Source organism: Eisenbergiella tayi, assembly GCF_001881565.1.
GTDB lineage: Bacteria > Bacillota > Clostridia > Lachnospirales > Lachnospiraceae > Eisenbergiella > Eisenbergiella tayi.
In genome coordinates, this window is record NZ_MPDJ01000009.1 from 219,869 (window position 1) to 233,714 (window position 13,846).

Sequence of the window (13,846 nt, forward strand, 5' to 3'; positions counted from 1 at the left end):
GGGAAATCGTAAAATCTTCCGATACGATAAGAATTTCTGAACACCGGAGGTTTCATTCCCGCGTGCAGGGAACAGACTTTCGTATTCCTGTCCCCTGCCCCTTTTTTATACGGCAAAACAATATTGGTGCCGTCCGCTTCCTGCCACTTTGATGCAGCCCTCCGGCCCTTCCAGCCGTGCGGTTACATTCGGAGGGATTTCCACATTTACCGTTACCGCTCCGTCTTCTTTTACCCATTCCACAAAAATCGGGCCATAAGGATGCATGACCCATGCCTTTACCCAGTCTATCCCCTTTACGGCCTGCGGCGCGATGCGGACTTCCCCGAAGGGCAAATCCTGCCGTATGATATCAATGCCGCCCAATCCGCCATAAAACCATTCCTCAATGCTCCCCAGCATGAGATGATTCTGGGAACCATGAGGATGCCCGGGTTCCGGTCCGTCCCATTCCTCCGTCAGGGTTGTGGCTCCGTTCACCACCTGATATCCGTATCCGGGAGTTTCCGTAATATGAGTCATTTCATTGAGCAGCTCTCCCAATCCATATTTCATCAATGCTGCAATCAGGAAAGGATGGCCGATATCACCTGCGGTAATGGCATAATTTCTTTTGATAATGTCTTCTTTTAACTGCTGTACCGCTTTCTTTTCCATTTCCCCGGGTACAAGGCCCGCCACCAGACTCATGGCCTGGGCGGTCTGGCTTCCGTTTCCGTATCTTCCCGTCTGATCATCCAGAAACTGCAGGTTATATTCCCGGAATACCCGCTCCATACGCGCTTCGTATTCCGCAGCATCTTCTTTTTTCCCAAGCAGTTCCGCTGTTTCCTTCATTACCTTCAGATCGTAATAATAAATACAGGTGGCGACTATGGGTACCGGCGTGTTCTGGGAATGAGGCGTACACGGCCCGATATCCAGCCAGTCTCCCAGACCGTGGTGAAGCACTTCGTGATGCGTCCTGCTTCCCAGATAATCCAGATACCGTTTCATATTTCCGTAATAGCGGCCCAAAAGGGCGCTGTCGCCATATCTTTTGTATACATACCAGGGGTTCAGGATACAGGCGCTTCCCCATTCCGGCGAATCCACAAAGCCCTGGTGCCATTTGCCGAAGCCGGTCACATATTCCGGACAGATATCCGGCACCAGACCGTTTTCCCATTGGGTATCCGCCATATCCCCTTCCACTTTGTCATAGAGATTATGGACATCCAGATTATACATGATGGAAGGGCCTATCAAATGGGTCTGTTCCAGCCAGCCCAGCTTTTCCCTGTGAGGACAGTCGGTGAAATAGCTTTTTGTATTGCTTAGGATGGCCTGTCTTACGATCTGGTGAATGTCATTGAACAGCTCATTGGAGCACTGGAAATCACCCGCCTGTTCCGCATCAGGATAGATAAACTCTCCTGTCAGGCCCGTTATTACAGGCAGATCCGTATCTTCTGTCTTTGTGCCTTCCGTCCCTTTCGGATTATGCTGTCCTTCCGGCAGGGCCCCGGTCATTTCCACATACCGGAAGCCGGTATAGGTAAAGTCCGGGGCAAATTCCTGCTCCTTCTCCCCGTTCAGAATATACGTCCAGGCATAGCTCTCCCCTGTCACTTTCTGGCTCACTCTGCCGGTTTCATCCAGGATTTCTCCCGGTTTCAGGACAATCTCCGCTCCGGCACGGTTTCCGTCTGTGTGAATATGTATCCTGGCCCAGCCGGAAAAATTGGTTCCCAGATCATAGAGCCATACTCCTGGTACGATCTGTTCCACACGGATCGGGAAATAGGTCTTTTTCACCTTCAGCGGTTCCGTCGGCATGGCCGTCAGTTTCCCCTTCGGGGGATCCACACATACCACAGGCTCCCAGCGGTCATCCTCTTCGAAGTCTCCGGAGAGATATTCCTCCTTCCACAGCCTGCCGTCATAATCTTCCCCTCCATAGATACAGCAGAAACGGATGGGGCTCGGCGTCATTTTCCAGGAAGAATCAGTTACCACTCGTTCTGTCGTCCCGTCCTCAAAAAGAAGCTCCAGCTGAAGCAGCAGCTTGCATTTCCCGTAGGTTCTTGGGAAATACACATACCGGCCTCCGGGCACGTTAAACATCCCATCCCCCAGTTTTACCAGAAGGGCATTCTTTCCGTTCTCCAACTGTCCCTTGACATCATACGCGGTATAAAAACAGGTTTTGTCGTAATCAGCCCATCCCGGTTCCAGGACGTGATCGGATACCCGTTTCCCATTAAGCCAGCATTCAAAATGCCCCAGCCCGCAGACATACAGTCTGGCCTTTTTTACCTTTCTTTCACATGTAAAAGCCTTCCGGTACAGATGGTAGACATGATCCTCTGTTTCTCCGATAAAGCAGCCTTTCCAGTCATCCATGGAAAACAATCCGGTTTCAAACCAGGCTTCTTCAGAGGCATTTTTTTCTCCATCCTCATAATCCAGAGTGCATTCCACCCGCCACCTATAACGGCTGCCGGAATCCAGTGTTTTTCCTTCATAGGGGATATTGGCCATGGAAGACGAACAAACCGTGCCGCTGTCCCAGACCGGAAACGGTTCTGTCAAAATTTCCTCAGGACTTTCCGTTTTCCATACCTGAAGCCGGTAGCTTTTCTGACGGATATTTCTTTCCGTCCCTTCCGCACGCCAGCCAAACACCGGAATGGCGCGTCCCACATTATTATTATCCTTTCGGTTATCTGTCTTCAAATCAACGATTTTCATACTCTTTTTCCTTCTTTTCATTCTTGTCCGGGTGCAGATAAAAAAGAATCCGCTGTCTCAGGCGGCCCTCACTTTTTATCTGTACTCTTCCTGTCTTCCCCTCTACCAGCAATTATAAAGATATGCATTTTCCTTTTGAATGGAAAAAACACATATGCATTATGTACATTTCACATATCCGGGGACAAGAAAACAAAAAAAGAAAACCTCCGGCAGCCAATTCTCTGATTGGTTCCGAAGGTTCTTTCATTTGTTTTCAGATAATCTTATTCCTTTACCGATCCCAGCGTAATCCCCGTCACAAAATATTTCTGCATAAACGGATAAATAATTAATATCGGAACCGTTGCTATCACTATTTTAGCTGAATTAAAGGTTCTCTGCGACATCATGTTAATGAGCTGTTCTGTCGACAGCTTGGAGGTATCGGACATGTTTATTACAAGTGACTGTATGTATGTCTGCAGCGGCACTCTGGAAGGCGTATTGATAAGCAGCATGCCGTCGAAAAAGTTATTCCAGTGCCCTACGATACTGAAAAGCGTAACTGTTGCGATGGCAGGCTTGGCTAACGGGACACAGATTAAGGACATCATCTGTATCTGATTAATCCCGTCGATTTTTGCGGATTCCTTTATGGCCTTCGGCTGGTTTCTGAAAAAGTTCATCAGAAGAATTACATTATATACCGGCACAGCCGAAGGAATAACCAGCGCCCAGATGCTGTTCAGCAGCCCGGTGGCCTTAATCACAAAATACCATGGCACCAGACTCGCGCCAAAAAGCATGCAGAAAATAGTGAACCACATATAGCGGTCTCTGGAAGGGAATTCATCCTTCTCCAGAGACAAAGGATAAGCCATGAGAACGGTACAGATAAGATTCAGTCCGCCTCCTAAAATAACCCTTTGTACAGAAACTAAAAAAGCCTGAAAAAATCTGGAATCCTTCAGCAGATACTCATAGGATGCCAGTGTGAATTCCACGGGCCAGAAACCCACCCTTCCGGCTACAGCCGCATTTTTGCTGCTGAAGGACAGCGCCAGCACATGGAGCAGCGGCAGGAAACACAGCAGCCCGAGGATAACGAGAAGAAGGGTCACTACAAAATCAAATATTCTGTTTTCCAGTGTTTTATATCTCAGCATACCCTATCCTCCTAAAAAATACGATAATTCGCAAATTTGCGCGCCAGAAAGTTCGATGTTACAATCAGAAGAAAACTGACTACTGATTTCATAAGCCCGATTGCCGTTGCCAGTGAGTACTGCGCGCTTTCAAAGCTCATACGGTAAACATAGGTATCTATGATGTCCCCTGTATCGTATACAATAGGAGAATACAGGTTATAAATCTGGTCAAAGCCCGCATTCAGCACATTAGCTATGTTAAGAGTTGCGACAAGGACTACGGTTACCTTAATGCCCGGCAGCGTGATATTCCATATTTTCTGCAGACGGCTGGCTCCGTCAATGGAAGCCGCCTCATACAGTTCCTGATTGATTCCCGCCAGCGCCGCGATAAAAATAATCGCACCGTAACCGAATTCCTTCCACACATCTGTTCCGATGATAATTCCCTGGAACAGCTTGTTGCTTCCCAGGAATACAATTGCTTCATCAATGATTCCCAGCTTCATCAGCGCCATATTGATGATCCCGCTCCCATCGAGGATATCCCTGAAAATCATGGCGAGAATAACCCAGGAGAGGAAATGCGGCAGAAAGCAGATGGTCTGAACCGTCTTTTTAAACCTTTTTCCCGCCATCTCATACAGCAGCACCGCAAAAAAAACCGACATTACCAGATTGAAAATGATTTTTCCAACGGCAATGACGAGGGTATTCCTGAAAATTTTAAAAGTATCCGGAAGCATAAACATATATTTAAAATTATCCAGACCGACCCACTTGGATTTGAAAAACCCGAGAACCGGCTGAAAGTTTTCAAAAGCCATGATATTACCGAAAAAAGGCAGTATTGTATAGGTAAACAACACAATTACTCCGGGAAGAAGCATCAGATGCATCGGCCATGTATTTTTTAAGGTTATTTTCCTTTTCTTTTTAACTTTAATCATTAAAATCTACACTCCTGTCCTGTTTGTCACAGAGCGATTCCATTTATGCAGCAATTAAAGTATCTGCAGGAAGGGGGAATCCCGAAGGATTCTCCCTTATATCAGATACTCTTACAGCTGTTTTACTGTTTCAGGGCTTCCAGCTCCGCGAGTATATCACTGCCGCCCAGAGCATTCCATTGCTCTACATATTCGTCGAAGGCATCAATGGACGCTTCCCCGTTTAATATCTTTAAAAAGGTCTCATCCTCCAACTTCTCCAGAGTCGCCCATTTACTGTCCATTGTTTCGGTCCGGGAATAAGATGCGTCAAAGATCTGGTTCATGTTATCCGCTTCCTGTCCCAGAAGGCCTGCGCTGCGGACATAAGCCCATCCGGCCAGATTATTTGCTTCCTCTGCCGCTTTTACATCTTCCGTTGCCATCTGATAGGACTCATACCACTGCAGTGCTTCCCCTGCCAAATCGGATTCTTCTTTTTCTCCGTTCACTACTGCCAGCGCCGCTAAGGCTTTGCCTTCCTTGTCATCATATCTGGAAAGAAGAATGGAAAAAGGCATGGTTGTCCAGCTGTAAGGATCGGTAGGATCTGCTTTCAGGCTTACACCCTGATCCTGGTCGATATCAAACTGATAGTTCATTGTTTTGATCGCTGCTTCCTTAACCGCTTCGGAAGAACCGGCCTTCACTACCAGATAGCTTCCGGAAGGAGAAATCATGGCCGTATTATATTTTCCGTCATCGGCAAGAGGTGCAAGATAGCAGTTCCAGAATACAGAAGGATCATCGGCAATCATGTTGTTCAGCGGCCAGCTCATATTCCACCATGCACCGAAGAAGATCCCGGCCTGTCCGCTTGTAATCAATTCTTCACAGGTACTGCTGTCCCTTACTACAAAGGAGGTATCAATTACACCGGATTCCACCAGCTTACGGATTTCCTGCAGCGCATTTTTTGTTTCGGCTGTGTTGGAGCCATAAACAATATTGCCGTCCGCATCCGTAATAAAATGCTTCGGATAAGAATTATAGCGGGCAAACAGTGCATCTATACCATAGGTATTGTTGCCGCCCCTGTTCACTATTTTTGAGGATACAACCAGGCCGTTGGTGGTTCCTTTTTCCGCTTTGAACTTCTCCACAATATTGACAATATCTTCCACTGATTTGGGAGCTTCCAGATTCAGATCTTCCATCCAGTCCCCGCGCACGAAAAGCATCGGTATTCCGTCAGCACCGGGGCTGATGCTGGGCATGCCCATCAATTTCCCATCAAAGGTTGCACTGGAAAAGCTGATTCCCTTTGTAGTGTCATAGGCCGCCTTCAGATTATCGGAAGCATATTTATTATAAGCATCCGACATATCTTCCACGGCTCCTGCTGCAACGAGCTGACGCAGCTGCGATTCATTTACGACCATAATGTCAGGAAATTCACCGGAGGTAATCGCCATACTGACTTTGGTTTCATAGGTATCACTGGGAACGGAAAAATCATATTCATATTTTACACCCAGCTTTTCGCTGATATAATTCACAAGATAATTATTAGAGGAATCCTGTCCATCCAGATAGGTTGCCCCGGTATCCTCACTCCGTCCCACATGCAGCGTGATTTCTTCCGCCACAGGACCGTAAGGATCCGCTTCTGATGCGGCAGCCGCTTCTGTTCCTGCATCTTCAGACGCCGTCTGCCGGGTTTCCGCCGGAGACGATGCTGTGTCCTTATCAGCGCCTGCACAGGCCGTAAGGGAACCCGCAACAGCCATCGCAAGTACGATGGATAATCCCTTTGAAATCTTTCTTCTCATAACCTTTATACTCCTTTTATTGGTTTTTTATTAACTTGTGTACACTCATTAATTTATACAACCATTATATTTACTATCTTTTTGTGCGTATATAATAAAAATCCGACATTCACTTTGATTTCTTGTGCAATTTATATATATCCCTTTATTTCAGGGAGGCACAGGTGTTAAATTGTGTATTAGATTCTTTTATGCTACACTTATTTGTGGTATATTTTTAATTTACAGCAGGAGGAAAATAATGATACCCACACTAATCGCTGATGATTCCGCAGCGGAACTCGATGTTATTTTATATCTGATAAAAAAATATAATCTTCCTTTGACCCCCGCTGTTGCCTCAGATGGCGAGGAAGCGCTCAATTATATACAAAAAACACCCGTAGATCTTCTGATTACAGATATACGGATGCCATTTATGGACGGATTGGTTCTGGCGGAGAAAGCACTTGCCGTAAATCCCCGCCTGAAAATTATCATAAGCAGCGGATACCAGGATTTCTCCTATGCGAAAACAGCCATTTCTCTTGGGGTAGAGGAATATCTTCTCAAACCGATCCAGCCCCGGGAATTTACGGAACTTATTCTCAGAATTGCCGCTAATCTGGAAAAAGAAAAACAAAAAAGACAGGCGGACAGACTGCAGCTTGCCTACAGCCGGGATCAAATTACCCAACAGCTGCTGCGCGGTTCCCTGCGGGCCGGAAAAGACGGACTGCTGCCGAAAGAAATCCGAAGCCTTATGCCTGAAAAAGGAAATCTGCTTCTGCTGACAGCGAATCCTGACTGTCTCAGCTTACTTTTTAACCTAAGAGCAGAAATCACCCAGCTTGCAGGCCAGTTTTTTCGTTATCCTGCCCGCAGTATCCCTGCAGACTCTCAATATCTTCTGATCGCTGTCGATTCCCTCGATACAGACGATGAAAAATGCAGCAATCTTCAGGGAAAAGCGGATGATTTTGTGGAACGCCTCATCAATATGTATCATCTTCCGTTCCGGGGTGTCTGCGTATCCATGCCTGCGCCCGAACTGCTGTCCCGCACGGTACAGAATATGAAAGAGTCCTTGTCTGCCATAAATCCAGAAAATTCCGCAAACAGGCAGGAAACAAAAAACCTGGAATCTGCAAATGGAAAAGTGCGGTTTGTGTGTGAATATATCTCAGCACACTATCAGGAGGATTTGAGCCTGGAAACACTTGCAGAGATCTCTTATCTTCATCCGGATTATCTGTCCCGTATCTTCAAGAAAGAAACAGGCATGAACCTGAACCGTTACATAAAGACCTTCCGGCTTAATCAGGCCTGCCGCCAGCTTGAAACCACCCAGCAGAAAATCACAGCAATCAGCGCTTCCGTCGGTTATCAGAACTGTGCCTATTTTATCCGTTCCTTTACGGAGCATTTTGGAATCAGTCCGGAAAAATACCGGCAGAAGCATAATCATACGTCCGGAGGAAAATCATTATGAGAACATTGGATTTGCTTTTCCGATATATACGCGATATGAAGCTGAAGACTAAACTTATCTGTATCTATATCATCGCCTCCCTTTCGGCACTTTTCCTTGTCTTTATCGTCCTGAAGGCGGCCTTGGGAAAACAGCTGTTCGCCCACGAGCAGTCCATGCTCAGCAACGCCCTTAATCAGAGTATTTCACAATTGGAAACACAGATTAACGATACCATTAATCTGTCCAATGTCATCTATAATAATGATGATATAATAAGCGCAATCAATGTAGATTACGGAAATGATTATTTTAAAATGTATACGGCATACAGTAATATCATAAAGCCGGAGCTGTATATCTATAAATGTCTGATCCCGGAGGTAACCGATATCCTGCTTTATTCTTCCTGCGGAATAGTTCCTCACAAAAACCTGGTAAATGATCTGTCTGTCCTGGAAACAGAAGCCTGGTTTCCTGAAATAAAGGACATCCATACTCCCAGCTGGATAGTGACAGGAACTGAGGGAAACCCCAGCCTTGCCTCTATACGGATGCTTCCGAAAATACCTTCTTATCCCTTTGATAATTACCTGTACCTGGAAACAGATTATAACAATTTTTTTGCCTGTACCAATTCCATCAGTCAGGATGCTTATGCTCTTATAATCGCCGGAAAAAACAATTCCCTGATCTATCAGTACCATTCCTTTCCAGGCGGCGACATGCCTGTAAATGCGCAGAAACTGCTGGAAGATTATGATGCCGCCGTAAAAGAATACGGCAGCCGCTATATTTTTCTCACCGCGCCGGTGGAATCCACCGGTTGGAATATTTATTATTACAGTCCTGTCAGCAATGTGAAAGGGACAGTAGAACAGACAATTTTTACCGCTTTCTTTATGGTTGCCCTCTGCTTCACCATCCTTTTTCTCCTCACCTTTTTTACGGTGAATTCCATCCTGTCACCCCTGCGGCAGCTGACCGGGGTGATAAGCAGAATATCATTGGAGGATATTGAAAAGCATGAACTGCTGATTATCCCCAACCGGAATGACGAAATCGGAAAGCTGATTCATACCTTTAATTCCATGCTGAAAAGAATACGTTCTCTCATTGATGAAGCTTATGTACAGAAGCTGAAGACGAAGGAATATCAGCTGAATGCGCTGCGCGCCCAGATCAACCCGCATTTTCTTTACAACACGCTTTCCCTGATAAGCGCACGGGCCATAATAGCTGAGCAGACCGAAATCAGTGAAACCGTACAGCTCCTGACTCTCTTTTACCGGACCTCCCTGAATAACGGACAGGATATCACTACCATACGGAATGAACTGGAAAACATAAAGGCTTACATTTCCATTCAGCTTATTCTTACAAACCATTCCTTCCTGGCAGAGTATCATCTGGAGGAAGAATTCCTGGAGCTGTCCATCCCCTGCCTGATACTTCAGCCCATTGTAGAGAACGCCATTGAACACGGGCTGCGCAGCAGCCGCAGACAGCCCAGAAGGCTTACAATCGATCTTTCCTCCGAAAAAGATTTCTGCTGTATCAGGGTGTGTGATAACGGCTGCGGCATCCCGACTGATAAAATCCAGGGGCTTTTTTCCTGTGAAACAACACATATCGGAATAAAAAATGTAAATGAAAGGCTGAAGCTGTCCTACGGTAATAATCTGGGACTCCTAATAAACAGTGAAGAAGGCTGCGGAACGGAAGTCATCATAAGGATACCCATTCCCCCAGACACAAAATAACGGATGCCTTTCTCTGCCTGCCAACTTATGTATAATAAAAAAATCCCCGCAGGGTGCAAAGAGTTTTATACTCTGTCACCCTGCGGGGATTTTCTTTGTTGTCGAAGGCCCCGAAAGCAGCTGTTAACCGCCGGCCTCTGCTTCCTATTTATTTAACAGTTTTTTCGTTCAGCATCTCCAGGATACCGTCGAAATCATCATCGGTCTGGCTCTTCACATCTTTAATATAGCTTTCCCATACACTATCGTCATTAATATCTTTTTCCCCTGTGATAAACTGCAGTGCCAGCTCTTTCACTCTGGTCTCACAGGTTCCGCTGTAGCCCAGCTGGGCTTTGGAGGACTGTTCCTCTGCGGAAAGATATACTACAGGAGGTCTGTCATAAGGCGCAACGGAATCTTCTCCGCCGTTCACACTGGATTCCACCCAATATTTTCCTTCATAATAGCCCTTGTCTGCACTCCACCAGGGTTCAGGCAGGGATGCCAGATCCAGCATGGCATTGAAATCAATAGGATTAAAAGGAATACCGGTTCTGCAGACAGAGGATGCCATCAGGCCATATTCCGCAGATTTGGTCGCCGGAGTCTTATCATTTAAGATTTCATCGATATAAACCTTATCATTTCCCTGTGTCGTATAGGTCACCCCGTCAACTCCCCAGTTCATCAGTTCCACCATCTGATCCGAATACTGGTAATCGATCATGGACACCACATATTCCGGATATTCGGTATCTGCGCTGATATAAATACCCATATTGGCATTCAGGGATTTGGCAGGCTGTCTGGAGCCCCATTTCCAGGGTGTTCCGTAGGTATCGTTTTTCGGAAGGAAAGCGAGTCCCCATTCCATATTTTCATCCACCTTTGCACTGTTCCAGCTGGCAACGGAACCGGCCCAGAGTGTCGGGCAGACAGCGCCCACATTGGTGGTTGCCTTCGTCTGTCCCTGGTTGAAGTCTGCGGTTGCGAATTCAGGATCAATATAGCCCGCTTCATATAAACCGTTGAGATATTTCAGCATTTCACGGAAATTATCTTCCAGCGGCCCGAAAACCCATTCCTCACCATTATAATACAGGCAGTCCCATGTATGGAAAATTCCCACGAAACCACGGTACAAAGAATAGTCCTTCGTGTTATTGATAATTACATAATCCAGATCCAGGGATCCATCATCGATCTTCGCCTGCATATCGGCACATAACTGCGTAAACTCATCCAGAGTTGTGGGCGGCTCCCATCCGTTATCCCTTAAAAGGTCAAAACGGTAGGCAAATGCAGTAAAGGACTGCGCCCCCTGGATATCATCCGGATTGTAGAAGCCGTCCATGAAGTAATACATGGAACCGTCCTCATTTTTGGCATAGTCTTCTCCGCCTGCGGTCTCTGCCATATAGTCCGGATAATATCTCATATAATCCATATAGTCAGCCAGATTCAGCAGTGTGCCGTCCTCTCCGTACTCATTGACGGCTGCGCCCTTGGTAACGCTGGCCGCATCCTGTACCTGTCCGGACTGCAGGACTACCAGCTCATTGTCCGCATAATCCACAGCCGGGGTCCTTGTCCAGGTAATATCCAGCTTGCATCCCAGATAAGCCTCCATTCTCTTCTGCCATTCCTCCTGGATCATGGTGCCTTCGGAGGACTGCTGGTAATCGGCAATGCTCACCTCCAGCTTCAGGACTCCGTCGGGAAGCTCCGGCAGGGTAATCCCATTGCTTGCCGCTGTGGCCGCCGGATCATTTTTGTCCGTCCCCGAAGCGGCCTCTGTACCGGATGCCGGCTGGCTCTGCTCCTCCTGCGTCTGTTCCTCCTGTACGGGCGTATCCTGTCCGCCGGATGTTTCCTTGCTGCCGCAGCCGGCAAGAAGCCCTGCTGTCATGATGGCCGCCAGTCCTAAGGACATTCCTTTCATAATACTCTTTCTTTTCATTCTTTCCTCCATTTCTGCCGCAAACGGCATGCTTATATTCTCATAAAGACTGCGTGATACGCCGTCTTTTCCTGACGCGCTCAGCCCTTAACAGCCCCGACCTGCATACCCTGTGCAAAATACTTCTGTATAAACGGGTATACCAGAAGAATCGGGCCTATTGTCGCAATGACACAGGCATACTGTACATTCAGCTGATTCATGGCGCCGTTGCTGATCATCTGCTGGGAATCCGCCATATTGGCGGTTCCGGAAGTAAATACAATCTTTCGGAGCAGCATCTGAATGGGCTGCTTACCCGGATCCTTAATATAAAGCAGTGCTTCGTAATAACTGTTCCATACACCCACCACGCTGAACAGGCCGAAGGTGGCATAGAGGGCTTTGGAAAGGGGTACATATATCTTCGTCAGTATTTTCAAGTCCCCTGCGCCGTCTATTCTGGCAGCCTCCCTTATTTCCGGGGAAATCCCTTTATAAAAGGAGCGGTATACGAAAACATTGTAGGCCGTCACCGCGTTGGGCAAGATCAGCGACCACCAGCTGTTATAAAGGCCCAGATTCTGTATCAGCAGGTAGGTAGGGACCGTGCCGCCGCTGAAAAACATGGTAATCAGCAAAAATACGGACAGCTGCTTGCGCAGTACAAAATCCGGCACCATCATTACATACGCCATAAGGGATGTGAGGGAAAGGCTGATGACCATCGTCCCCACCGCTATCACAATGGTGTTCCAGTAGGCTCCCAGGATATTCTGCTCCTTAAAAAGCATTTTGTAGCCGTCCACCATAAGCTCCCGCGGGAAAAAGGTAACCTGTCCCGTAGTGATCATCCGGTTGCTGGAAAGGGATGTCGCCACCACATTCAGGAAGGGATACAGGAAAATGACGGACAATATCAGCATGAAAAGAATCAGAAACACATCAAAAACCTTGCTCCCGATATATATTTTGCTTTCAGGCTGCGCCTGTTTCTTTGTTTTTCTCAATGACATCTCACTCTCCTCCCTACCAAAGACTGTTTTCCGGATTGACTTTACGGGTTATCATATTGGCGCCGAATACCAGGATAAAACAGATGATGGAGACAAAGAGGTTTACGGCCGTGGAGTAGGAAAATTTCCCTTCCACAATACCTTTCTGGTATACAAAGGTTCCAATAACCTCCAGTTCACTCCGGTTTGTATCATTCTGCATCAGCAGCACCTTTGTATAATCGCTGTTCAGTACATTGCCCACATTCATAATCAGCAGAACCGTTGTGGTGGGCATAATCGTCGGCCAGATAATATTTTTTATTTTCTGCCAGCGGTTGGCACCGTCTATATTCGCCACATCATATAAAGAGGTATCCACATTGGATAAAGCGGACAGATACATGATGGAACCCCATCCGATTCCCTGCCATACGGCCGATCCCACATACATCAACAGGAAATATTTGCTTCCGTTGTTCATATCCACCCTTGCCATTCCCAGAAGCTCCCGTATATCATTGAACAGCCCCGAGGTGGAACCGAACCCGTTCAGCATGGAACAGATAACCACCACCGATATGAAATGGGGGATGTAGGAAACGGTCTGAACCACTTTCTTATAGGTTTTTCCTCTCAGTTCATTCAGGAGGACGGCAAAAATAATCGGTGCGGGAAAAGTGAACAGCAGAGTGAGCGCTCCCACCCGGAAAGTATTCCATATTATCTGCCAGCAGTTTACGTTTTTGAAAAATGTGATAAAATTCTTGAAAAGGGGATCCAGCCATTTACTTCCCCAGACCCCTTTGGCTGATTTGTAATTTTTGAACGCAATCAGTATTCCGTACATGGGTATGTATTTGAAAATAATCACCATAATCACCGGAAGCAGCGCCATCAGCACGAGGGTTTTCTGCTTGCGCAGCTGTTTCCAGAAGCTTCTGCCGCCTGCCGCAGTATTCACCTGGACGGCGGCCCCTGTCTTCTTTGCCATATCTTTTTCTCCTTTTCCATGTTCTCTGTCTGAAATGGAATCCTGTTCTGTCTGTTTTCGATGTATTAATTATAGTTTTGGGAAAAATGGTTTTGAATG

General features: G+C 46.7%; 9 protein-coding genes. 2 read left to right on the plus strand and 7 right to left on the minus strand.

The window, feature by feature from the left end:
- Window positions 1-105 precede the first annotated feature (105 nt).
- The 4 genes from BLA28_RS26975 to BLA28_RS26990 form a co-directional block, all read right to left on the minus strand.
- Window positions 106-2,733 carry a family 78 glycoside hydrolase catalytic domain gene (locus tag BLA28_RS26975; protein ID WP_069157109.1) on the minus strand — a complete coding sequence of 876 codons (2,628 nt, stop codon included), beginning with the start codon at window positions 2,731-2,733 and terminating at the stop codon, window positions 106-108.
- A 266-nt stretch (window positions 2,734-2,999) separates the two neighbouring features.
- Window positions 3,000-3,881, minus strand: coding sequence for a carbohydrate ABC transporter permease (locus BLA28_RS26980; protein WP_044969413.1), 882 nt, complete (start codon window positions 3,879-3,881; stop codon window positions 3,000-3,002).
- Between the two features lie 11 nt (window positions 3,882-3,892).
- Window positions 3,893-4,813 (minus strand): ABC transporter permease, encoded by a 921-nt coding sequence (locus BLA28_RS26985; RefSeq protein WP_044969415.1) that lies wholly within the window; start codon window positions 4,811-4,813, stop codon window positions 3,893-3,895.
- Between the two features lie 122 nt (window positions 4,814-4,935).
- Window positions 4,936-6,624, minus strand: coding sequence for an extracellular solute-binding protein (locus BLA28_RS26990; RefSeq protein WP_069157108.1), 1,689 nt, complete (start codon window positions 6,622-6,624; stop codon window positions 4,936-4,938).
- A 241-nt stretch (window positions 6,625-6,865) separates the two neighbouring features.
- Here BLA28_RS26990 and BLA28_RS26995 point away from each other — a divergent pair, with 241 nt between their 5' ends.
- Entirely contained in the window at window positions 6,866-8,095 is a 1,230-nt protein-coding gene (locus tag BLA28_RS26995) for a response regulator transcription factor (protein ID WP_069157107.1), read from the plus strand.
- Entirely contained in the window at window positions 8,092-9,837 is a 1,746-nt protein-coding gene (locus BLA28_RS27000) for a sensor histidine kinase (protein WP_044969421.1), read from the plus strand. The genes BLA28_RS26995 and BLA28_RS27000 overlap by 4 nt, the downstream gene beginning before the upstream one ends.
- Window positions 9,838-9,985: 148 nt before the next feature.
- On the opposite strand, the gene BLA28_RS27005 is transcribed toward BLA28_RS27000, so the two are convergent.
- The 3 genes from BLA28_RS27005 to BLA28_RS27015 form a co-directional block, all read right to left on the minus strand.
- Window positions 9,986-11,779, minus strand: coding sequence for a type 2 periplasmic-binding domain-containing protein (locus BLA28_RS27005; protein WP_133305384.1), 1,794 nt, complete (start codon window positions 11,777-11,779; stop codon window positions 9,986-9,988).
- A gap of 80 nt (window positions 11,780-11,859) precedes the next feature.
- Window positions 11,860-12,774, minus strand: a complete 915-nt coding sequence (locus BLA28_RS27010; protein ID WP_044969426.1) for a carbohydrate ABC transporter permease — start codon at window positions 12,772-12,774, stop codon at window positions 11,860-11,862.
- A 13-nt stretch (window positions 12,775-12,787) separates the two neighbouring features.
- Window positions 12,788-13,747, minus strand: a complete 960-nt coding sequence (locus BLA28_RS27015; RefSeq protein WP_050018762.1) for an ABC transporter permease — start codon at window positions 13,745-13,747, stop codon at window positions 12,788-12,790.
- Window positions 13,748-13,846: the final 99 nt, after the last annotated feature.

Bases quoted from the DNA above. Each gene is read 5' to 3' on its own strand.
- BLA28_RS26975 (WP_069157109.1), bottom strand. From the start codon at position 2,733: ATGAAAATCGTTGATTTGAAGACAGATAACCGAAAGGATAATAATAAT.
- BLA28_RS26980 (WP_044969413.1), bottom strand. From the start codon at position 3,881: ATGCTGAGATATAAAACACTGGAAAACAGAATATTTGATTTTGTAGTG.
- BLA28_RS26985 (WP_044969415.1), bottom strand. From the start codon at position 4,813: ATGATTAAAGTTAAAAAGAAAAGGAAAATAACCTTAAAAAATACATGG.
- BLA28_RS26990 (WP_069157108.1), bottom strand. From the start codon at position 6,624: ATGAGAAGAAAGATTTCAAAGGGATTATCCATCGTACTTGCGATGGCT.
- BLA28_RS26995 (WP_069157107.1), top strand. From the start codon at position 6,866: ATGATACCCACACTAATCGCTGATGATTCCGCAGCGGAACTCGATGTT.
- BLA28_RS27000 (WP_044969421.1), top strand. From the start codon at position 8,092: ATGAGAACATTGGATTTGCTTTTCCGATATATACGCGATATGAAGCTG.
- BLA28_RS27005 (WP_133305384.1), bottom strand. From the start codon at position 11,779: ATGAAAAGAAAGAGTATTATGAAAGGAATGTCCTTAGGACTGGCGGCC.
- BLA28_RS27010 (WP_044969426.1), bottom strand. From the start codon at position 12,774: ATGTCATTGAGAAAAACAAAGAAACAGGCGCAGCCTGAAAGCAAAATA.
- BLA28_RS27015 (WP_050018762.1), bottom strand. From the start codon at position 13,747: ATGGCAAAGAAGACAGGGGCCGCCGTCCAGGTGAATACTGCGGCAGGC.